Source organism: Promicromonospora xylanilytica, from assembly GCF_054782895.1.
The window spans coordinates 1-23,188 of sequence record NZ_BAAGRP010000016.1 but is presented as its reverse complement, the minus strand read 5'-3'; the positions used below and the strand labels follow the sequence as shown (position 1 = coordinate 23,188).

Sequence of the window (23,188 nt, the reverse complement as noted above, 5' to 3'; positions counted from 1 at the left end):
CCCTTCAGGAGGATCCATGAGCACGAGCAGCCTCGGCGTCGGCATCGTCGGCATGGGCAGCATCGGCACCATGCACGCGCGGGCACTGCGAGACCTGGACGATCGTGCCGCACTCGTGGCGTACAGCAGCTCACGCGTCGCGACACCCGAGGCGCTCGCCGGCTGGGAGGCGGCCCACCTCACGCCGGAGGGCGTGCTGGACCACCCGGACGTCGACGTCGTGGCGGTCTGCTCACCCAGCGGCACGCACGCGCGGCTGGCGCTGGCGGCGCTGGAGGCAGGGCGGCACGTCGTCGTCGAGAAGCCGCTGGCGCTGACGGTCGAGCACGCCGTGCGCATCTCCCGGGTCGCCCGGGAACGCGGGCTCATGGTCTCGACCATCTCCCAACGGCGGTTCGAGCCGGAGCACGAGCTGCTCAAGAGCGCCCTCGCCGAGGGCGCGCTCGGCGAGATCCGGCTGGCGACCACGCACGTGCACTGGTTCCGCGACGACGAGTACTACGACGCGGCGAGCTGGCGTACCACCGTGGAGCAGGGCGGGGGCTCCCTGGTGAACCAGGGCGTCCACAACGTCGACCTGCTGCGCTGGCTGTGCGGCCCGGTCGAGTCCGTGACGGCGCAGTACGGCACCCTCGCGCACGCGATGGAGGCGGAGGACACCACCGTCGCCACCCTGCGCTTCGCGTCCGGGGCGCTCGGCGTCATCACCACCACGACCGCGACACCCCCGGGACACCCGGCAACGCTCTCCGTGCACGGCGCTCGCGGCAGCGTGGAGCTCGGCCAGGGGGAGGTGCGCCGGTGGGAGGTGCCGGGGGTCCCCGCGCCGTCATCGGCGGCCGCCACCACGACCGGGGCGGCCGACCCGCTCGCCATCGGGCACGGCGGGCACCGGGCCCAGTGGGACAGGATCCTCTCCGCACTGGAGGGCTCGTCGCCCGTTCCGGTGGACGTCGACGACGCAGTCCAGACGGTTCGGCTCCTGTGCGCGATCTACGCGGCCGCGTCGACCGGAGAGGTGGTGCGACCGGGCGATCTGACCTGATCCCCAGCCCGCCCGACCGCATCCCAGCACGTCCGACCGCCTACCGCGACCGGCGTCGCGCCGGTGTGCCGTGCTGCCAGAAAACTTCCACCACAGCGACATTTCCCTACACAAAGGAGTGTTCATGATGTCTGCATCACGCCACAGAGCCGTGGCGGCCGTGATCGGGATGGCCGTCGCCTTCGGGTCCCTGGCCACCGCCTCGGTCTCCGCAGCGCACCCCGGCGCGGGGGACCACACCGACTCGTCGAGCTTCGAGAAGGTCCCGCTGGTGACGGAAGGGCTGAGCGACCCGTTCGAGCTCGCGGTCGCCGACGACGGCCGGGTCATCTACATCGAGCGCACCGGCGCGGTGAAGGTCGTCGAGCAGGACACGCTGCGCCAGACCACCGCCCTCGACCTCGACTACTCCCTCGACCTCCTGACCCAGTCGGACGGCCTGCTGGGGCTGACGCTGGACAACGACTTCGCCGAGAACGGGTGGCTGTACCTGCTGTGGAGCGACCCGGACGTCGCCAAGATGAACCTCTCGCGGTTCACCATGGGCGCGGACAACACGATCGACCCGGCGTCGGAGGAGCGCCTGCTCGACTACACGATCTGGCGGGGCGAGGGCCGCGCGAACTCGCACATGGGCGGCTCGCTGGCGATGGGCCCCGACGGCAACCTCCACGTGGCCACGGGCGATAACGCCGACCCGTTCGACCAGGCCGGCTACACGCCGATCGACGAACGTGACGGCCGCCGTGCGTGGGACGCGCAGGGCACGTCCGCCAACACCAACGACCTGCGCGGCAAGGTCCTGCGGATCCACCCGGAGGACGACGGGACGTACACGATCCCCGAGGGCAACCTGTTCACGCCCGGCACGGAGGGCACACGCCCGGAGATCTACGGGATGGGCTTCCGCAACCCGTTCCGCATCACCGTCGACCCGGAGACGAGCGCGGTCCTGGTCGGTGACTACGGGCCGGACGCCCGGGTGGCGAACCCGCTGCGCGGGCCGGAGGGCATGGTCGAGTTCATCCGCATGACCGAGCCCGGCAACCACGGCTGGCCGTACTGCCACGCGGACAACCAGGCGTACATCGACTACGACTTCGCCACCGGCGAGTCCGGCGAGGCGTTCGACTGCGCCAACCCGGTCAACGAGTCCCCGAACAACACGGGCCTGCGCGAGCTGCCGCCCAGCCAGCTGCCGCTGGTCTGGTACGGCTACGGCGAGTCGGCTCAGTTCCCGGAGCTGGGAACGGGTGGTGCCGCCCCGATGGCCGGCCCGGTCTACCGGTACGACGCCGAGAACCCCGTCAAGACGAAGTTCCCCGAGGCCTACGACGGCCACTGGTTCGTCTCCGAGTACGCCCGCAACTTCTACAAGGTGCTCTCGCTCGACGAGGCCACCGGTGACCTGCTCTCGATCGACCCGTTCCTCCCCGAGGAGACCTTCGTCGCGCCGTTCGAGGCGGAGTTCGGGCCCGACGGCTCGCTGTACATCATGGACTTCGGCAGCGGGCGAGGGGCTGGGCGAGGCAGCACCAACACCAACGCGGGCATCTACCGGATCGACCACGTCGCCGACGGCCGGCGCCCGGTCTCGTCGTTCACGCCCGACGTCGAGTCCGGCTCCGCCCCGCTCACCGTCAGCTTCGACGGAGCGGCCAGCAACAGCCCCGACGGGCTCGACATCACGTACGCCTGGGACTTCGAGAACGACGGCGTCGTGGACTCGACCGAGGTCAGCCCCGTGCACACCTACGAGGAGCGGGGGCAGTACTCCGCGCGACTGACCGTCACCGACAGCGACGGCCTCACCGGCGTCTCGGTCCAGAAGATCACGGCGGGCAACACCCGTCCGGAGGTCTCCTTCGACACGCCGGCCGAGGGCGGTTTCGCCGAGCTCGGGGACACCATCGGGTACTCGGTCGACGTCGTCGACGCCGAGGACGGCTCCACCGCTGCCGGAACCATCGACTGCGACCGCGTGACCGTCAACACCCAGCTCGGCCACGACACGCACGCGCACCCGCTGGACAACTACACGGGCTGCTCCGGGTCGGTCTTCCTCGACCCCGCCGACCACGGTGTCGGGCAGAACGTGTACGGGGTGCTCGGCGCGGGCTACCAGGACCTCGGCGCTGAGGGTGTCCCGGAGCTGACCGGCCAGGACCGCATCACGCTGCAGGTCAAGGACAAGGAGGCGGAGTTCTTCAGCGACAGCTCGGGTGTCACCGTCGCCGACGACCCGGCGGCACGCGGCGGCCGCCTGGTCAGCGACCTGGACTCCGGTGACTGGATCGCGTTCGACCCGGTGGACCTGACCGGCATCACCGGGCTCACGCTCGGAGTGGTGCCCGGTGCCGTCGGCACCACCGTCGAGGTGCGCGAGGGCAGCCCGACCGGGCCGCAGCTCGGTCAGGTACGGGTCGGTGCGGCGGCCGCGGACGGGCAGGTCGTCTCGCCCAGCCTCGACCTCGAGGGACACGACGGGACCACCACCCTGTACCTCGTGGCCAGCGACAAGGGGCAGGCGGCCGACAGGTCGCAGGCGTCCGACGCGGGCGACGCGCCGGCGCTCGACTGGCTCGTCTTCCACGGCCGCGGCGTCGCCGACGCCACCGCCCCGGTGGTCGAGGCGGAGGCCAGCCGCGAGGGCGGTGCCGGCAGCCTCACCGTCGACCTGTCGGGTTCCGCGGTCGCTCCGGAGGGCCGGGACATCACCTCCTACCTCTGGGACTTGGGTGACGGCACGACGGCGGAGGGCCAGGAGGTCACGCACGAGTACACGGCTCCCGGCCGGTACACCGCCCGGCTGATCGCCACGGACAGCGAGGGGACGAGGGACTGGACCACCGTGGAGCTGGTCGTCGCCGACAGCGGGCGATGAGCTGACGGCATGACCGGTCGGCCGGTCCGGACGCGTTGGTCGCGTCAGGGCCGGCCGACCGTGTGTCCGGCCGGTGCGGGGCCGCGCGGCAGGATTCACCCATTAACGGTGACTGCCTGACAACTTCTGGTTGACTCTCGACAGAAGTCTCTCGTAGGTTGCTAGCCGCAGGGTCAAAGCCGACCGAGGAGCCTTCATGCGTCAACGTGGAACCAAGACTCGCACGAGACAGTTAGCCGCCGCCGCCACCGCGGCGGCAGTGTCAGCAGTGATGCTGACCGGAGCCGTCCCCGCGGCGACGGCCGCGACGGACGATCTTCCGCCGCAGGAGCCGGGCGTCACGCTCCGCTCCTATGACCTGGCCCGCGACCTCAGCGAGCTGTGCACGCTGCGCTCGGGCCAGACACCGAACGTCGATCAGCTCAAGCCGACGATCGACTTCACCCAGGAAGCCGACTTCGGCCTGAGCGAGCGCTTCATCGCACACGCGCTCGCCAACCTGTCGGTGCCCTCGGCGGGCAACTACGAGTTCCGGCTCACGAGCGACGACGGCTCGCGCCTGTCGATCGACGACACGGTCGTCGTGGACCACGACGGCCTGCACGGCGAGTCCTCGAAGGAGGGCACCATCGCCCTCGACGCGGGCTACCACGACCTGCGCGTGGAGTACTTCGACAACACGAACGACAACATCCTGCGGCTCGAGTGGCGCCCGCCGGGCGCCGCCGACTTCGAGGTCGTGCCGTCGTCGGTGCTGAGCACCGAGGCCGACGTCGTGCGCGTGACCGCGCCGGGTACCAAGTACTGCGAGGGCCAGGACGACTCGGCGGGCGACGGCATGCGCCTCGACGCCGTGCACCCGGGCCTCACCCTCACGGACCTGCGCCCCGAGGGCTTCGAGCCCATGGTCGCGGCGCTCGACTGGACCGCCGACGAGCGCCTCGCCGTGGTCACCTCCGGCTCCGTGAGCCCCGGTGGCTGGGTCGAGAACCCCGAGCCCGGCGAGATCTTCCTGCTGGACAACGTCACGGGTGAGACCTCGAAGGAGGAGGTCACCGTCGAGAAGGTCGCGACGGACCTGTTCAACCCGATGGGTGTGGCGGTGATCGACGACTCGATCTTCGTCTCCGAGCGCGACGGCCTGACCGAGCTCACCGACCCTGATGGCGACGGCTTCTACGACACGCACAGCACGGTGGCCGAGTGGCCCTTCGGCGGCAACTTCCACGAGTTCGCCTTCGGCCTCCTGTACGACGACGAGAACTTCTACGTCAACCTCTCCGTCGCCATCAACAACGGTGGCGCCACCACGGACCCGCAGCCCGCCGAGAACCGCGGCAGCACCATCAAGATCAACCGCGAGAGCGGCGAGGTCGACTACGTGGCCGGCGGTCTGCGTACCCCCAACGGCATGGTCAAGGGCCCGGACGGCGAGCTGTTCGCGATGGACAACCAGGGCGCCTGGCTGCCGGCGTCCAAGCTCGTGCACGTCGAGCAGGGCAAGTTCTTCAACCACTACACCAACCCCGCCGGGCCGTTCGACGACCAGCCCGTCTCGGCTCCGGCGCTCTGGGTGCCGCAGAACGAGATCGGCAACTCGCCGAGCTCCCCGGTGTCGCTCGAGGAGGGTCCGTTCGCGGGTCAGCTCGTCTTCGGTGACGTCACGTACGGCGGCCTGCAGCGCGGCTTCCTCGAAGAGGTCGACGGCGAGTACCAGGGCGCGGTGTTCCGCTACTCGGCCGGCATGGAGGCGGGCGTCAACCGCACCGTCGTCGGGCCCGACGGCGCCCTGTACGTGGGCGGTATCGGCGAGGGCGGCAACTGGAGCGAGCCGGGCAAGCTGCGCTACGGCCTGCAGAAGCTCGCGCCCAACGGCCAGGACGCGTTCGACATGACCGAGATGCGCGCCACCGAGACCGGCTTCGAGATCGAGTACACGCAGCCGCTGTCGGACGAGACGGTCGCCAAGATCGCCGAGGACCCCAACGCCGCGTTCCGGATGGACCACTGGCGCTACGTGCCCCGGCCCACCTACGGCGGCCCCAAGGTCGACGAGCGTCCGCTGTTCGTCGCCGGCGCGGAGGTCTCCGCCGACCGCAAGAGCGTGACCCTCACGGTGGACGGCCTCGAGCCGGGACGCGTGGTGCACCTGCGCAGCCCGCGCCCGTTCGCGGACACCGAGGGCCGCGAGCTGTGGAACACCGAGGCCTGGTACACGCTCAACGCGATCCCCGGCTACACCTCGCCGGCCGAGCGCGGCTACCACGAGGCGGAGATGGCGACGCTGCGCGGCTCCGCGGACGTCGCGACCGACCACTCCGGCTACTCGGGCTCCGGGTTCGTCGCCGGCTTCGGCCAGGTGGGCGCGTCCGTGAAGTTCACGGTGGACGTCAACCGGGCCGGTACGCACCCCGTGCGCCTGCGCTACGCCAACGGCCCCAACCCGTTCGAGGGCACCAAGCAGGTCTCGGTGCTGGTGAACGGCCAGGAGGTCGAGCCGTGGGCCCTGGAGTCCACCGGTGACTGGAAGACGTGGGCCACCGTGACGCGGCCGATGGAGCTCGAGAAGGGCGTCAACACCATCACCCTGCGCTACGACGAGGACGACGACGGCAACGTCAACCTCGACGTCCTCAAGGTCGGTGGCAACCCGGACATCTGCGGGTCGAAGGACTACGAGGAGGGCTACGAGGCCCTGTTCGACGGCACCCTGGCGTCCCTCGACGAGTGGCGTCTTGCCGGAGCCGGCTCGTTCGGCCGGCAGAGCGACTGCTCGATCCGCAGCACGGGCGGCATGGGCCTGCTCTGGCACACCGGCCAGGAGCTGGGCGAGTACAGCCTCAAGCTGGACTGGAAGCTCATCAAGGACGACAACGGCGGCATCTTCGTCGGGTTCCCCGACCCGGGCAACGACCCGTGGGTCGCCGTGAACGAGGGCTACGAGATCCAGGTCGACGCGAGCGACGAGCCCGACCGCACCACCGGGTCGATCTACACGTTCCAGGGCGCCGACGCCGCGGCCGTGGAGCAGGCGCTGAACCCGGTGGGCTCGTGGAACTCGTACGAGATCCGCGTGGAGGGCCAGAACATCAAGGTCCTGCTCAACGGGGTGCTGGTGAACGACTTCGAGAGCACCGACCCCGCACGTGACCTCGCCCAGGGGTACGTGGGTCTCCAGAACCACGGCGGTGGGGAGACCATCTTCTACCGCGACGTCCGGGTGAAGGAGCTCAGCTGACGCGGCCCGACTGAATGGCCTGCGGCCCTGACCCGGCGTACCACGTACGCCGAGTCAGGGCCGCAGGCCGTCCGGTACGGTCAGCCGACCAGGCGGTCCACGGCCTCGGAGGACAGGGCCTGGTCGACCGCCATGGCGCTCGCGCCCAGGACACCGGCCTGTGTGCCCGTCCGGGCGGTGACGATGCGCAGGTACTGCGTCGCGAGGGGGAGGGACCGCTGGTAGACGACCTCACGGATGCCGGCCACGATGTGCTCGCCCGCATCGGCGAGGATCCCGCCGATGACGATCATCGACGGGTTGAGCAGGCTGACGCTCGTGGCGAGCACGGCACCGATGTCCCGGCCGGCCTGGCGCACGGCCTGGCTCGCGGCGACGTCGCCCGCTCGCACCAGGGCGACGACGTCGGCGGGCGTCGTGGTGCCCTCCAGCGCGTTCGCCACGGCCAGCCCGCTGGCGATCGCCTCGAGGCAGCCGATGTTCCCGCACCGGCACACGACGTCCGTGACGCCGGGTACCGCGACGTGCCCGATGTCTCCGGCGGAGCCCTGCGCGCCGCGCCGGAGCGCGCCGTCGGCGATGATGCCCGCGCCGATGCCCGTGGCGACCTTGACGAACAGGAGGTCCGCCACGTCGGGCCAGGCGGCGCGGTGCTCGCCGAGGGCCATGATGTTGACGTCGTTGTCGACCAGCACGGGCGCGTTGAACCGCGCCCCGAGGATGGCCGGCACGTCGGCGTCGTCCCAGCCCGGCATGATCGGCGGGTTGTTGGGCTTCCCGGTCGCGTGCTCGACCGGCCCCGGCAGGCCCACGCCGACTCCCGCGAGCTCGTCGGCGGTCCGCCCGGCCTCGGCCAGCAGCTCGGTGCCGGTCGCGGCGACCTGGTCGAGCACCAGCTCCGGCCCGTCGGTGATCAGCAGCGGCAGGTCCCGCTGCGCGAGGATGGTGGAGGCGAGGTCGGTCAGCGCGAGCCGCGCGTGCGTCGCGCCGAGGTCGACGCCCAGCACCACCCGGGCCGACGGCGCGAAGGCGAACGTCGCGGGCGGGCGGCCGCCGGTCGACGACGCCTCGCCCGCGGGCGCGATCAGTCCCGCGGTCATGAGCAGGTCGATCCGCGCCGCGACCGTCGACCGGGCCTGCCCCGTCACCGCCGCGAGGTCCGCTCGGGTGCGCGGTCTTCCGTCCCGCAAGAGCTGGAACATGTCCCCGGCTCCAGAGACCTTGGGCGCCTGCTGCATCAGTTCCCGTGCCACTTCCACCATGTCTCTAGTCAATCATGGCCAACGAAGTTGCGACTTTTGCTTGACCGTCGCCAAAAGTCCCTCTACGTTCGTTACATGGTCGACGTGGACCCCCATGGGGCAGAGCAACAGGTGAAGCAGCCCCTGCTTCGTATGCGGGGCATTGTTAAGGAATTCCCCGGTGCGCGGGCGCTCGACGGGGTGGACCTCGAGGTCCTCCCTGGTGAGGTGCACTGCCTGCTGGGTCAGAACGGGGCGGGCAAGTCCACCCTCATCAAGGTCTTGGCGGGTGCGCACCAGCCCACGGCGGGCGAGGTGCTGCTCGACGAGGAACCGGTGACGATCCCCGACCCGGTCGCGGCGCTCAAGCTCGGCATCGCGACGATCTACCAGGAGCTGGACGTGGTCGACGGGCTGACCGTCGCCGAGAACATCTACCTCGGGCACGAGCTCGCACGGGGCGGCGTCACACGCCGGTCCGACGCGGCGCGGAACACCCGGGCCATCCTGGAGCGGCTCGGTCACCCCGACATCTCGCCCCACCGCGAGGTGGGCACCCTGCCCGCGGCCGGGAAGCAGATCGTCTCGCTGGCCCGCGCGCTGTCGCGGGACGCGCGCGTGGTGATCATGGACGAGCCGTCCGCCGTGCTGGACTCCGAGGAGGTCGGGAACCTCCACCGCATCGTGCGCGAGCTCACGGCCGACGGCGTCGCCGTCGTCTACATCTCGCACCGGCTGGAGGAGATCCGGCAGCTCGGTGACCGCATCACCGTGATCAAGGACGGCCGCACGGTCGCGACGAGCCTGACCGTCGCGGACACACCGACGGACGACCTGATCAAGCTGATGACCGGGCGCGCCGTCGAGTACTCGTTCCCCGCGCGCCCCGGCGTGCCGGAGGACGCCGCGCCGGTCCTCGAGGTCACCGACCTGGGGCTGGGCGACGTGTTCAAGGACGTCTCCCTCACGGTCCGGGCCGGCGAGATCGTCGGCCTGGCGGGTCTGGTCGGCTCCGGCCGGTCCGAGATCCTCGAGACCATCTACGGGGCCCGGCGGGCGACGTCGGGCACCGTGCGGCTGGGCGGCAAGCGCCTGCGGTCCGGTGTGGACGCGGCGGTCGCGGCGGGCATGGGCCTGTGCCCGGAGGAGCGCAAGAGCCAGGGCCTGCTCCTGGACGAGCCCGTGTACCGGAACATCACCCTGTCCTCGTTCGGGCGCCTCGCTCATGGCGGCTGGCTCGACGAGGCGGCCGAGCGTGCCGCGGCACAGGAGCAGGTCGAGGCGCTCGAGCTGCGGCCGGCTTCCGTGGAGCGCGACGCGCGCACGCTGTCCGGCGGCAACCAGCAGAAGGCGCTGCTCGCCCGCTGGCTGGTGCACGGCTGCAGCGTGCTGCTGCTCGACGAGCCCACCCGGGGCGTCGACGTGGGCGCGCGCTCCGAGATCTACAACCTGATCCGCCGGCTGGCCGACGACGGTACCGCCGTCGTCGTCGTCTCCAGCGAGATCCCCGAAGTGCTGGGCCTGGCAGACCGGGTCCTGGTCATCTCCGACGGCAAGGCGGTGCACGAGAGCCCCGCCGACGACATCGACGAGCACGCCGTGCTCGATATGGTCATGGAAGGAAGTGTCCCGTGAGAGGACGATCGGCCCTGTCAGGGCCGGCACTGCGAATGGGTGGCCTCGTGCTCGCCCTCCTCCTGCTCTGCGTCGTGGGGATTGCCACGACCGGTGGCCGGTTCGCCACGGTCGGCAACATCACCACGCTGCTCGCCCTCGCGGCGACGACCGGCGTGGTGAGCATCGGCATGACGTTCGTCATCACCGCCGGTGGCATCGACCTGTCGGTCGGCTCGGTGCTCGGCCTGGCGACCGTCTGGGCGTCCACGCTGTCCACCCAGTACATGGCGGAGGACTACGGCTGGTGGGTCATCGTGGTCACCGCGCTGGCCGTCGGCCTGGTCGCCGGCCTGATCAACGGTGCCCTGATCGCGTACGGCAAGGTGCCGGCCTTCATGGCCACCCTTGCCATGCTGGCCGCGGCCAAGGGCCTCGCCGAGATCATCGCCGGACGAAAGACGCAGCTCGTCGAGGTGGATCCCTTCCTCGACGTGTTCCGCGCCGACGTGCTCGGCGTGCCGATGATCGTGTGGATCTTCGTCGTGGTCGCCATCGCCGGGTGGTTCCTGCTGAACCGCACCACCTTCGGCCGGCGTACCGTCGCGGTGGGCGGCAACCCCGAGGCCTCACGCCTCGCGGGCATCAAGATCAAGCGGCACACCCTCTACCTGTACGGGCTCGCGGGCCTGACGGCGGGTATCGGCGCCGTGATGATGCTGGCCCGCACCACGGCGGGCTCCTCGACGACCGGCACGCTGCTCGAGCTGGACGCCATCGCGGCGGTCGTCGTCGGTGGCACGCTGCTGGCCGGTGGCCGCGGCACCATCACGGGCACCGTGCTGGGCGTCCTGATCTTCTCGACGCTCACCAACGTGTTCATCCTGAACAACATCGACAGCTCGGTCCAGGCGATCGCCAAGGGCGCGATCATCGTGGGCGCCGTGCTGCTGCAGCAGTGGTTCGCCGCGCGCGAGAAGGCCACGAGCACCTGAGCCGCGTCCTCGCGGCCCACGTTCCACGCAGTACATGTTTCAGCCAATCCCCAAGCACGACCCTGGATCAAGGGAGATCACGATGACTTCTTCAACAGTACGTACGCGCAGGGTCTCCGGCGCCTTCATCGCAGCGGCCTGCGCGGCGCTCGTCGTCACCGGCTGCGTCAGCAACGAGCCGCGTGACGAGGAGACGGCGGCCGCCGGCCCCGTCACCACGACCGAGAACGACGCGCCCGGCGACGAGGTGGTCATCGGGTTCTCCGCCCCGGCCGCCGACCACGGCTGGATGGGCGCCATCACCTCGGCGGCCGAGGCCGAGGCCGAGAAGTACGAGGACGTCGAGCTCCAGGTCGCCGAGGGCACCAACGACGTGAGCGTGCAGATCAGCCAGATCGAGGGCTTCATCGACCAGGGCGTCGACGCGATCGTGCTGCTGCCCTTCGACGGCGCCGCGCTCACCGAGGTGGCGCTCGAGGCCATGGAGGCCGGTATCCCGGTCGTCAACGTGGACCGCGAGTTCACGAGCCCGTTCGCCGCCCGCACCACGGTGCTGGGCGACAACTACGGCATGGGCGTGAGCGCCGGTACCTACATCTGCGAGCAGATCGGTGACAACAAGGACGCCGTGGTCGCAGAGATCGCCGGCATCGACGCCCTGCCGCTGACCACGGACCGCAGCAACGGCTTCAAGGACGCGCTCAAGGACTGCGGGCTGGACGTCGACGCTCGCGTCGCCGCCGACTTCACGGTCGCCGGCGGCGAGGAGGCCACCGCGAACCTGCTGTCGGCCGAGCCCGAGATCGACGCCATCTGGAACCACGACGACGACCAGGGTGTCGGCGTCCTCGCGGCCATCGAGAACGCGGGCCGCGACGAGTTCTTCCTGGTCGGTGGCGCCGGGTCGAGCAACATGATGGAGGAGATCCAGTCCGGCGACAGCGTGGTCCAGGCGACCGTCGTCTACCCGTCCACGCAGGCGGCCGACGGCGTCAAGCTCGCCCGGCTGATCGCGCAGAACAAGACGATCGGGGACCTGGCATCGATCGGCGTGCCGCGCACCGTGCAGCTCTTCGCACCGGTCGTGACGGCGGACAACGTCGAGGAGTACCTCCCCATCGGCTTCGAGTCCTGACGCGTGACGCATCGGACGACGCCCTCGGGCGTGCAACACGGCGGTGAATCGAGAGTGGGGGGAGGCGCGGTATGAGCAGCGGTGAGAACGAGCTCGGGGTCGGCATGGTCGGCTACGCGTTCATGGGGGCAGCACACTCGCAGGCCTGGCGCACGGCGCCCCGGTTCTTCGACCTGGTCCTGGCGCCGCGCATGCGCGCGGTGGCGGGCCGGGACGAGGCCGGGGTCCGTGCGGCGGCCGACCGGCTCGGCTGGGACGAGGCGGTCGTCGGCTGGCGGGAGCTGCTGACGCGGGACGACATCGGGCTGATCGACGTGTGTACGCCGGGCGACACGCACGCCGAGATCGCGGTGGCGGCGCTGGAGGCGGGCAAGCACGTCCTGTGCGAGAAGCCGCTCGCGAACAGCGTGGCCGAGGCGGAGAAGATGGTCGCCGCCGCCGACGCGGCGGCCGAGCGCGGCGTGCGCGCGATGGTGGGGTTCACCTACCGTCGCGTGCCCGCCATCGCCCTGGCCCGCCAGCTGGTGGAGCAGGGGCGGATCGGCGAGATCCGGCACGTGCGGGCGCAGTACCTGCAGGACTGGATCGCGGACCCCGAGGCGCCGATGTCCTGGCGCCTGGACAAGCAGAAGGCGGGCTCCGGTGCGCTGGGCGACATCGGCGCCCACGTCGTGGACCTGGCGAAGTTCATCACCGGTGAGTCGCTCACCGGGGTGAGCGGGCTGCTCGAGACCTTCGTGCACGAGCGGCCGGAGGCGTCGTCGTCCTCCGGCCTGTCGGGGGTGGCCGACGGCGCCCGCACGGGCAAGGTCACGGTGGACGACGCCGCGGTCTTCTTCGGGCGGCTGTCCGGCGGCGGCCTGGCGACCTTCGAGGCGACCCGGTTCGCCTGGGGCCGCAAGAACGCGATCCGGCTGGAGATCAACGGCTCGAAGGGTTCGCTCGCGTTCGACTTCGAGGACATGAACCTCCTGCACTTCTTCGACGCGACGGACGACGCGACGACCGCCGGCTTCCGCCGGATCGTCGTCACGGAGCCCGAGCACCCCTATGGCGGCGCGTGGTGGCCGGCCGGGCACGGCCTCGGCTACGAGCACGCGTTCACCCACCAGGTCGTGGACCTGATGGGTGACCTGGCGGCGGGACGGCAGCCGACGCCGTCGTTCCGTGACGGCCTGGAGGTCCAGCGCGTGCTGGACGCCGTGGAGCGCAGCTCGGCCGACGGAGGGGGGTGGGTCCCGCTGGCCTGAACCGCAGGCCAGGCCGACGAAGCAAGGCCGACGAAGCAAGGCCGCCGTGAGGCGGCGCCGCACCGTACGAGTACAGCACGAGCACTGATCCGACTCGATGAGGAGCCCTTGGTGAGAAACGTGCATGGAACCCGCAGTCTCCGGCGACTGGTGGTGGCCTCGGCGGCCGCGGCGGCGGTCGCCGTACCGGCCGCCTCGGTAGCCGCGGCAGAACCACCGGCTGTCGCCTCGTACGGTGCGGGGGCCGCTGCGGCCGCCGCACCGGCGGCCGCAGCAGCAGAACCCTTCGACGCCCTCGTCTTCTCGAAGACGGCGGCGTTCCGGCACGGCTCGATCCCCACGGGGATCGAGGCGATCACGCAGCTCGGCGCGGCGAACGACTTCACGGTCACCGCCACGGAGGATGCGAGCGTCTTCTCCGACGAGGGCCTCGCCGACTACGAGGTGGTGGTGTTCCTGTCCACCACCGGCGACGTGCTCGACGCCGACCAGCAGGCGGCGTTCGAGCGGTACATCCAGGGTGGTGGCGGGTACGCGGGTATCCACGCGGCCTCCGACACCGAGTACGACTGGCCCTGGTACGGGGAGCTGGTGGGGGCGTACTTCCACAGCCACCCGGCCAACCAGGACGCGACGATCGACGTCGAGGACCACGCGCACGCGTCGACCGCGCACCTGCCGGACCGCTGGGACCGGCACGACGAGTGGTACAACTTCCGCACCAACCCGCGCGGCGACGTGCACGTGCTGGCCAGCCTCGACGAGGACAGCTACGACGCGGGCGGCGGTGCGATGGGCGCCGACCACCCGACGGCCTGGTGCCAGGTCTACGACGGCGGCCGGTCCTGGTACACCGGTGGCGGGCACACCGACGCGTCGTACGCGGAGCCCGCGTTCCTCGAGCACCTGCTCGGCGGCATCCAGACCGCGGCCGGTGTCGTCGACTCGGACTGCGGCGCCACCCAGGACGAGAGCTACGAGGTCGTGCCGCTGGACGAGGAGACGGCCAACCCGATGATGCTCGCCGTCGCGCCGGACGAAACCGTTTTCTACGTGGAGCGTGACGGACGGGTGCAGGTGATCTCGCCCGAGACCGACCTGACCACCACCGCCGCGACCCTCGACGTGACCCTCGCCAACGAGGACGGCCTGACCGGCATCGTGCTCGACCCGGACTTCGCCACCAACCACTGGGTCTACCTGTACTGGTCCCCGGCGGACGTGGGCGACGACGGGCCGCACAACCGGGTGTCGAGGTTCACCTACGACCCGGCGACCCAGACCATCGACACCGCGAGCGAGGTGGCGGTCCTCAAGGTCACCACACAGCGTGACCGGTGCTGCCACGCCGGCGGCGACATGCAGTTCGACTCCCAGGGCAACCTGGTGCTCGTCACGGGGGACAACACCGACCCGTTCGAGTCGAGCGGGTACGTGCCGATCGACGAGCGTCCGGGCCGGGAGAGCTTCGACGCACAGCGCACGGCCGCCAACACGAACGACCTGCGGGGCAAGGTCCTGCGCATCCACCCCGAGGCGGACGGCTCCTACACGATCCCGGAGGGCAACATGTTCGCGCCCGGGACCGAGGGCACCCGCCCGGAGATCTACGCCATGGGCTTCCGCAACCCGTTCCGGATCGGCATCGACCCGGTGACGGACAACGTGCTGCTCGGTGACTACGGACCGGACGCCGGTGCGGCCGACCCGGCACGAGGACCGGCGGGGACCGTCGAGTGGAACGTGGTGAGCGAGCCGGGCTTCTACGGCTGGCCGTACTGCACGGGCGCCAACACCCCGTACGTCGACTACGACTTCGCCACCGGCCGGTCCGGCGAGACGTTCGACTGCGCGGGCGGCGTCGTCAACGACTCGCCGAACAACACCGGCCTGACGCAGCTGCCCCCTGCCCAGGAGGCCGAGATCTGGTACGGCTACGGCGGCAACCCGGACTTCCCCGAGATCGGGGGCGGCGGCGCGCCGATGGGCGGCCCGGTCTACGACTTCGACCCGGAGCTCGACTCCGACGTCCAGTGGCCCCAGTACTGGGACGGCAAGGCGTTCCTGGGGGAGTGGAACCAGGGCAAGGTGTACTCGCTCCAGCTCACGGGCGAGCAGCGGGACGACCTGGTCGACATCAACCGGGTCCTGCCGGGCCTCCTCGACCCGAGCGCGGGCTTCGACCGGGCGATGGACATGGAGTTCGGCCCGGACGGCGCGCTCTACGCCATCGACTGGGGCAGCGGCTTCGGCGGGGACAACGACACCAGCGGGATCTACAAGGTGGCCTACACCCAGGGCGACCCGTCACCGATCGCCCAGGCGTCCGCCGACGTCACCGACGGACACGCCCCCCTCGCCGTGCAGTTCTCGTCCGACGGCAGCCGGCACCCGAGCGGTGAGCCCATCACCCTGCACTGGGACTTCGGTGACGGGACCACGTCGGACGAGGCGGACCCCGCCCACACCTACACGGAGAACGGGTCGTACACGGCCCAGCTCACCGCGACGGACGCCACCGGCGCCGTCGGGGTGGCCAACGTGACCGTGGTGGTCGGCAACACCGCCCCGACCGTGTCCATCACGTTCCCGGACGACGGCGGCTTCTTCTCCTGGGGTGACCAGGTGCGCTACGAGGTGGCCGTCGACGACCCGGACGGCACGGTCGACTGCTCCGCCGTCACCCTCTACACGTCGCTCGGGCACGACTCGCACTCCCACCCCATCGAGGAGCTGACGGGCTGCGACGGCGTGCTGCAGACGGCGGCCGACGACGGGCACGGCGCCGACGCGAACATCTTCTGGACCCTCGAGGCCACGTTCGCGGACGACGGCGGCGAGGTGGGCGTCCCGCTCACCGGCAGCGACCTGCAGGTGCTGCAGCCGAAGCGGCTCCAGGCCGAGTTCTTCACCGACACCGGCCGGCTCCCCGGCTCGACCAGCGGCGGTGACCCGGGCGTGCAGCGCGAGGGCACCGGCGACAGCGCGGGCGGCGGCCAGAACATCGGCTTCATCGAGCCCGACGACTGGTGGGCGTTCGAGCCCGTGTCGCTGACCAACATCTCGGCCGTCACGCTCCGCGCGGCCTCTCCGAGCGGTGGCGGTCCCATCTCGGTGCGCTGGGGCGCACCGGACGGGCCGGAGATCGGCAGCGTGACCGTGCCGGCCACCGGCGGCTGGCAGGTCTACACCGACGTGACGGCCGAGCTGCACGACGTCCCCGAGGGCACAGGGACGCTGTACTTCGTGCAGACGGCGGGCCAGTCCAACGTGAACTGGCTCGACTTCGAGGGCGACGGGGTGGCCTACCTGCCGCCGACGCCCGCCGTCGACGTGGTGCAGCCCACCTGTGACGCGGGCGGGGCGATCCAGCCCCGTACGGTCACGGGAGTGCGGTCCTACCAGATCAAGGAGTGGACCGGCACCCGAGCGGGCGACCAGGTCGCCGACAGCGCCGACCTCGCGGCAGGCACCTACCAGGTGACCGCACGGCCGGAGGCGGGCACCGACCTGGTCGTCGGTGAGGACTGGACCGACGGACCGGGACGCCAGGCGACGCTGCTGGTCACCCTGGACCCGGCGGACTGCGCCTGATACCCGTGGTGCGGGGCGGGCTCCACGGCCCGCCCCGCACCGCACCGCAGGACCTGAGTACGACGACGGAGGAAAAATGGCACGACCGATCACCCTGTTCACCGGCCAGTGGGCCGACCTTCCGCTCGAGGAGGTCGCGAGCCTCGCCTCGAAGTGGGGCTACGACGGACTCGAGCTCGCCTGCTGGGGCGACCACCTGGACCCGTGGCGCTGGGACGACGACGAGTACGTCGCCGGGCGCCTCGAGCTGCTCGAGCGGCACGGCCTGAAGGTATGGGCGATCTCCAACCACCTCAAGGGCCAGGCCGTCTGCGACGACCCGATCGACCAGCGGCACCGCGACATCGTCTCGGACCGCGTCTGGGGCGACGGTGAGCCGGAGGGCGTGCGGCAGCGTGCCGCCGAGGAGATGAAGAACACCGCGCGCCTGGCCGCCAAGCTCGGGGTCAAGACGGTCATCGGGTTCACGGGCTCCGCGATCTGGAAGTACGTGGCGATGTTCCCGCCCGTGTCCGACGCCGCGATCGAGGCGGGCTACCAGGACTTCGCCGACCGGTGGAACCCGATCCTCGACGTGTTCGACGAGGTCGGCGTCAAGTTCGCGCACGAGGTGCACCCGAGCGAGATCGCCTACGACTACTGGACCACCGTCCGGACGCTCGAGGCGATCGGCCACCGTGAGGCGTTCGGCCTGAACTGGGACCCCAGCCACATGGTGTGGCAGGACCTGGACCCGGTCAGCTTCCTCTGGGACTTCAAGGACCGGATCTACCACGTGGACTGCAAGGACACGAAGAAGCGCATGACCAACGGCCGCAACGGCCGCATGGGCTCGCACCTGCCGTGGGCCGACCCGCGCCGTGGCTGGGACTTCGTCTCCACCGGGCACGGCGACGTGCCGTGGGAGGACGCCTTCCGGATGCTCAACACGATCGGTTACGACGGCCCGATCTCCGTGGAGTGGGAGGACGCCGGCATGGACCGCCTCGTCGGTGCGCCCGAGGCGCTCCAGTTCGTGCGCTCCCACGCGTACGACGCCCCGGACTCGGCCTTCGACGCCGCGTTCTCGACCCGCTGATTCTCTCGGCCGGCTGAGCTGCGCCGCCTGCTGACCAAGGAGGTTATGCCCCGCACCACAGGAACGACCCGCCGTCGCGGTACGGACGGCGGCGCTTGATGAGGACGTGAAGACCGGGTCCCGAACGAATTGGGACGCGCACGAGACCCGGCCGCGTGACGAACTCGACGAGGAGCTGCATCACACGTATGAAGACTATTCAGGCTCGCGCTCAGGCGCAGCGAAAGAAGACGTTCGCGGCGCTCGCCGCGACCGCGCTGGTCGGGACGGCACTCCTGGCCACGCCGTCGGCGTCGGCCCACGAGACGCCCGACGCCGAGGCCGCCGCGGCGGCCGACACCGACTGGGGCAACTACGAGAAGATCCTGCTCACCAAGGACGTCGGTGAGCCGATCGACATGGCGGTGCTGCCGGACAAGCGGGTGCTGCACACGGCCCGCAACGGCGACGTGCGGGTGACCGACCCGGCCACCGGCGTGACCGAGGTGGTCAACACCATCGACGTCTACGCCAACTCGGAGGACGGCCTGCAGGGCATCGCCCTGGCACCGGACTTCGCCACGAGCAAGCAGGTCTACCTCGTGTACTCCCCGCGGGACGCCGACGGTGACGGGGTGGCGGACACGCCGTCGGGCAACGCGCCCAACTCGCTCCCCGCGGGCGAGGACGAGAGCTACTGGGACCAGTGGGTGGGCGTGAACCGCCTGTCGAAGTTCACCTGGACGGGGGACGGGCTCGACATCGCTTCGGAGCAGCCGGTCCTCGACATCGAGGTGCAGCGCGGTCAGTGCTGCCACGTCGGCGCGGACATCGACTTCGACGCCGAGGGCAACCTCTACCTGTCCACCGGTGACAACACGCCGGCCGGTACGCCGGGCGCCAACGGGTACGCCCCGAACAACGACGCGCCGGGGATGAACCCGGGCTTCGACGCACGCAGGGGCGCCGGCAACACGAACGACCTGCGCGGCAAGATCCTGCGGATCGACGTGAAGGACGACATCCCGGCCGGCACGGCGCCGGGGGAGGGCAGCACCTACGACATCCCGGCGGGCAACCTGTTCGCGCCCGGCACGGAGGGCACCCGTCCCGAGATCTTCGTGATGGGCGTGCGCAACCCGTTCCGCATCGAGGTGGACCCGGGGACGAACTCCCTGACCTGGGGTGACTACGGGCCCGACGCCGGCGCGGCGAACCCGGACCGTGGCCCGATGGGCTACGTGGAGTGGAACGCCGTGGGCCTCGACGACCCGCACAACTCCGGCTGGCCGTACTGCCACGGCCCGAACGCCGCGTACAACGAGTGGGACTTCGGGACCGCCACCCCGGGCGAGTTCTTCGACTGCGCCGCGCCGCAGAACAACTCCCGCTGGAACACGGGCCTCACCGACCTGCCCGCGTCTCGCGCGGCGACCCTGTACTACGGCGACCGGCCGGGCGACCAGCCGCGTGACGAGCTGGTGAACTTCGGTACGGGCAACGGTCAGGGCCCGATGGGTGGACCCGTCTACCACTACGACGCCGACAACACCGCGCCGGGCAAGTTCCCCGAGTACTGGGACAAGAAGGCGTTCTTCGGTGAGTTCTCCCAGGACTACTACGCGGCGTTCAGCGTGGACTGGTCCACGTTCGAGGTCGGCACGATCGAGGACTTCTTCCCCAACAGCGCCGTCGAGGCCGCGGGCATGAAGACGCACGACAACCCGATCGACCTCGAGTTCGGTCCGGACGGATCCCTCTATGTGCTCGAGTACGGCGACGGCTTCTTCCGGCAGAACCCGGACTCCGGGCTCTACCGCATCGACTACGCCGAAGGGAACAAGGCGCCCCAGGCCCGCTTCACGGCCACGCCGGGCTCCTCGTCGCAGGCTCCGCTCGAGGTGGCGTTCGACGCCACCGGGTCCACCGACCCCGACGGCGACACCCTCACCTACGAGTGGGACCTCGACGGCGACGGCACGTTCGACGCCACCGGTGCCGAGACGACGCACACCTACACGGAGCTCGACGTGTACACGGCACGTCTGCGGGTCACCGACCAGAGCGGCAAGTTCACGCTCACCTCGCGCGAGATCAGCGTGGGTAACCAGGCACCAGAGGTCACCGTGGAGTTCCCGGCCGACGGCGGATTCTTCGACTGGGGCAACGACGTGCCCTTCGAGGTGACCACGCAGGACGCCGAGGACGGCGCCGAGACCGTGTGCGACCGGGTGACGTGGTCGTACGGCCTCGGCCACGACGAGCACGCCCACCCGGAGGTCTCCGGGACCGGGTGCACCGGGGTGTTCCCGACCGACCCCAACTCCCCTGAGCACGGCGCGGGCGCCCACCTGTACGGGGCGGTCGTGGTGACCTACACCGACGGCGGGGCGAACGGCCTGCCGCCGGCCACCAGCGAGGCGACGGTGCAGCTGAACCCGAAGCTGCAGCAGGCCGAGCACGCGGTCCGCAAGGGCGTCGAGGTCGTCGCCGACGACGCGGCGTCGGCCGGCGCCTACGTGACCGGTCTGAAGAAGGGCAGCTCGGTCGGCTTCACCCCGGTGAACCTCACCGGGATCGACAGCGCGACCGCGACGGTCCGCGGCAAGGGCAAGCTCGAGCTCCGCTGGGACTCGCCCACCGCCAAGCCGTTCGCCACGGCCACCGTGCGCGGTGGCACGAACACCTGGCAGGACCTGGACATCGCGTTCGACGCGCCGCAGGGCACGGGGACGCTGTACCTCACCGCGGCCGGCTCGCTCGACGTCGACGCGCTGACGATGGTCGGCGAGGGCGTGGGCACGCCCCCGGCGGCAGCACAGAACGTGGCCGGCCCGACCGGGGCCGCTCGTACCGAAGGAGAGCAGTGATGGAATCACGCACTGACGTCGACCGCAGGAACTTTCTGAGGCTGGCCGGCGGCACCGTTGCCGTCGGTGCGGCGTCGCTCGCCGGCGCGGCCCTCGCGGGCAGCGCCGCCGCCTCCACCCCCGCCCCCGCGGCGGGGGCGGCCGCCACCACCGCCGGCAACGGCCGGGTGCTCGTCCCGCCGGGCCAGATCGGTATCCAGCTCTACTCGATCCGGGACAAGGTCTCCTCGCTCGGCTTCCGTGCCGTGTTCGAGCGGCTCTCGGCCATGGGGTACGCGGAGATCGAGTTCGCCGGGTACACGCAGAACCAGGTCGGGCCGATCACGCCGCAGGAGATCCGGCAGCTCCTCGACGACAACGGCCTGCGGGCCGTCGGGGCGCACCGGGGCATCAGCGACTTCGCGAACAACATGGAGCGGGAGCTCGACACCGCCGAGATCCTCGGCATGCCGCACGTCGGCACGGCGCAGGCTCCGACCGGAAACCGCACGGTCGCCGGTTATCTCGCCGCCGCCGAGCAGTTCAACGGGTTCGGGGAGGCGGCCACCGCGCGCGGCCTGAAGTTCTACCAGCACAACCACGACGGGGAGTTCAGCTTCGCGACGGACAACCCCGACGTGCGTCTGTACGACGTCTTCTACGACAACACCGACCCCGCGAAGGTGTACCTCGAGATGGACGTCTACTGGGCGTTCGTGGGCCAGCACCGGTACCCGGGCTTCGAGCCGGTGGACTACGTCAAGCGCAACCCGCACCGGTACCCGCTCCTGCACCTCAAGGACGGAGAGGTGAACCCGGAGAGCTCCGGCGGCTACGACATCGTGGAGTTCGGGGCCGGCGACCTGCCGTACACCGAGTTCCTGTCGGCACTCGGCGGCGCCGGCAGGCGCCACGGGATCTGGGAGCAGGACAACGCGGCATCGAAGCCGGCACCCGGCTTCCCGGTCGACTCGTTCGGGAACGCGGCGCGTTCCTACGTGGAGATCCGGTCGCTCCGGCGCGCCTGAGCGGGTAGGTAGGTAGTGAGGGGGTGTGCCCGACGTCGTCGGGCACACCCCCTTCGTCCTCCGGGCGCGCTCAGGGTCGAGTACGGGTGTGCAGGAGCACCACGTCGTCGTGGTCCAGCCCGCCCACCACGTAGGTGCGCCGCCCGACCACCTCGAAGCCGTGCCTGCGGTAGAAGGACTGGGCGCGCAGGTTCTGGGCGTTCGTCCCCAGCCAGTACGGCAGGCCGGGGCCGAGCTCTGCCGCCGTCGCGGAGGCGGCCAGCATGAGTTCGCCGGCGACACCCCTGCCCTGCAGGTCGGGCTGGACGTAGATCTTGGAGAGCTCGACGTACGGGGCCTCCAGCCCTGTTGCCCGCCGCACGGCATCGGCCTCGGCGCTGCCGTCCGGCGCACCGAGTGCGAGGAGCGCGTAGCCGAGGGGTGCCGCGCCGTCGTCGTACACGAGCAGCGCGTGCTGGTCGCTGCTCGCCCAGGTGCGAAAGTGCGCGGGCGTCAGCTTCTGCGCGATGTGCGTGGCCATCTCGGCCGACGAGGCCTCGGGCGGGCACGCGAGCGGGAAGGTCAGGGCGGCGAGCCAGGCGATCTCGGCCGCGTCGGCAGGGGTGGCCCGGCGGACGGCGCCGGAGCGGGCGCCGTCGGAGCGGGCGCCGGGTGCTGGGTGCGTCGGGAAGGAGGCAGGGGCCGTCGGCTCGGGGGTCACGGTTCGAACGTAGTACCCGTGCTGGGGAGACGGAACGGGAAAATGACGGTGCGGACGGAGCCAACGGACGGTCCGCAGAGCGCAGGGGAGGCGTTCGCCGGACTGGTCGGCGTGTCCCCGGTCACACGTACTGCCCGGTGGCGTCTCATGGGTCGTTAATAAGCGACCCTGACCTGCGGAAACATGGTGTGCCGCAGGCCACTTCGAGCGAAGTGGCGTCCTCGGGGGAACGTGTGTAATGTTCTCCAGGTCAGCCCGACGGGCAGACGGACACCGGCCGGAAACGGCGAGGTGGCCGCGCCGGGGTTGAAACCCACATCGCAGGACCGGGAAGCTTCGTGTTCCCCGGAATGGGATGTGGTGCCGAATTCGGCAGGCGGGTGCAATTCCTTCCAGTTCTGAGAACGGAAGCGAATTTGATCGGCCGAAAGAATCTGGTAGGCTAGAGGAACTGCCCCGGACAGGGAAGCGATCGGGAAAGATTGCGGCTCTGACGGTGTGCGTCGGTTGTTTGAGAACTCAACAGTGTGCTTGATAGTCAATGCCAAAGTTTTAATC

14 protein-coding genes are annotated in these 23,188 nt (G+C 70.6%); 11 read left to right on the top strand and 3 right to left on the bottom strand.

The window, feature by feature from the left end; genetic code table 11:
• Positions 1 to 16: 16 nt before the first annotated feature.
• From ACYVK7_RS15420 to ACYVK7_RS15410, 3 genes are all read left to right on the top strand, one after another.
• Entirely contained in the window at positions 17 to 1,045 is a 1,029-nt protein-coding gene (locus ACYVK7_RS15420; protein WP_460888604.1) for a Gfo/Idh/MocA family protein, read from the top strand.
• A gap of 127 nt (positions 1,046 to 1,172) precedes the next feature.
• Positions 1,173 to 3,929: a PKD domain-containing protein gene (locus tag ACYVK7_RS15415; protein WP_460888603.1), complete on the top strand. Its 2,757-nt coding sequence runs from the start codon at positions 1,173 to 1,175 to the stop codon at positions 3,927 to 3,929.
• Positions 3,930 to 4,200: 271 nt separating this feature from the next.
• The gene (locus ACYVK7_RS15410) at positions 4,201 to 7,167 is read left to right on the top strand and encodes a family 16 glycoside hydrolase (protein WP_460888602.1); all 2,967 of its coding nucleotides are present in this window, start codon (positions 4,201 to 4,203) and stop codon (positions 7,165 to 7,167) included.
• A gap of 80 nt (positions 7,168 to 7,247) precedes the next feature.
• Here ACYVK7_RS15410 and ACYVK7_RS15405 read toward each other — a convergent pair whose 3' ends face one another.
• Positions 7,248 to 8,429 (bottom strand): ROK family transcriptional regulator, encoded by a 1,182-nt coding sequence (locus ACYVK7_RS15405; protein WP_460888601.1) that lies wholly within the window; start codon positions 8,427 to 8,429, stop codon positions 7,248 to 7,250.
• Positions 8,430 to 8,504: 75 nt separating this feature from the next.
• On the opposite strand from ACYVK7_RS15405, the gene ACYVK7_RS15400 reads away from it, so the two are divergent.
• The 8 genes from ACYVK7_RS15400 (at position 8,505) to ACYVK7_RS15365 (ending at position 21,930) form a co-directional block, all read left to right on the top strand.
• A complete protein-coding gene (locus ACYVK7_RS15400) occupies positions 8,505 to 10,043 on the top strand; it encodes a sugar ABC transporter ATP-binding protein (protein WP_460888600.1) in 1,539 nt (512 codons plus the stop codon).
• A 35-nt stretch (positions 10,044 to 10,078) separates the two neighbouring features.
• Positions 10,079 to 11,017, top strand: a complete 939-nt coding sequence (locus tag ACYVK7_RS15395; protein ID WP_460888630.1) for an ABC transporter permease — start codon at positions 10,079 to 10,081, stop codon at positions 11,015 to 11,017.
• Between the two features lie 82 nt (positions 11,018 to 11,099).
• Positions 11,100 to 12,152 carry a substrate-binding domain-containing protein gene (locus ACYVK7_RS15390; protein WP_460888599.1) on the top strand — a complete coding sequence of 351 codons (1,053 nt, stop codon included), beginning with the start codon at positions 11,100 to 11,102 and terminating at the stop codon, positions 12,150 to 12,152.
• A gap of 71 nt (positions 12,153 to 12,223) precedes the next feature.
• On the top strand, positions 12,224 to 13,402 hold the full coding sequence (locus ACYVK7_RS15385; protein ID WP_460888598.1) for a Gfo/Idh/MocA family protein: 1,179 nt from the start codon (positions 12,224 to 12,226) through the stop codon (positions 13,400 to 13,402).
• 111 nt (positions 13,403 to 13,513) lie between these two features.
• Positions 13,514 to 16,996 carry a ThuA domain-containing protein gene (locus ACYVK7_RS15380; RefSeq protein ID WP_460888597.1) on the top strand — a complete coding sequence of 1,161 codons (3,483 nt, stop codon included), beginning with the start codon at positions 13,514 to 13,516 and terminating at the stop codon, positions 16,994 to 16,996.
• Positions 16,997 to 17,072: 76 nt separating this feature from the next.
• Positions 17,073 to 18,074, top strand: a complete 1,002-nt coding sequence (locus ACYVK7_RS15375) for a sugar phosphate isomerase/epimerase family protein (RefSeq protein WP_460888596.1) — start codon at positions 17,073 to 17,075, stop codon at positions 18,072 to 18,074.
• Between the two features lie 188 nt (positions 18,075 to 18,262).
• The gene (locus ACYVK7_RS15370; RefSeq protein ID WP_460888595.1) at positions 18,263 to 20,923 is read left to right on the top strand and encodes a PQQ-dependent sugar dehydrogenase; all 2,661 of its coding nucleotides are present in this window, start codon (positions 18,263 to 18,265) and stop codon (positions 20,921 to 20,923) included.
• Positions 20,923 to 21,930: a sugar phosphate isomerase/epimerase family protein gene (locus tag ACYVK7_RS15365; protein WP_460888594.1), complete on the top strand. Its 1,008-nt coding sequence runs from the start codon at positions 20,923 to 20,925 to the stop codon at positions 21,928 to 21,930. Before ACYVK7_RS15370 ends, ACYVK7_RS15365 begins: the two co-directional genes overlap by 1 nt.
• 70 nt (positions 21,931 to 22,000) lie before the next feature.
• On the opposite strand, the gene ACYVK7_RS15360 is transcribed toward ACYVK7_RS15365, so the two are convergent.
• Positions 22,001 to 22,630, bottom strand: a complete 630-nt coding sequence (locus ACYVK7_RS15360) for a GNAT family N-acetyltransferase (protein ID WP_460888593.1) — start codon at positions 22,628 to 22,630, stop codon at positions 22,001 to 22,003.
• Positions 22,631 to 22,785: 155 nt separating this feature from the next.
• Positions 22,786 to 23,188, bottom strand: a 403-nt coding sequence (locus ACYVK7_RS15355; protein ID WP_460888592.1) for a hypothetical protein, incomplete at its 5' end; no start/stop codon positions are given.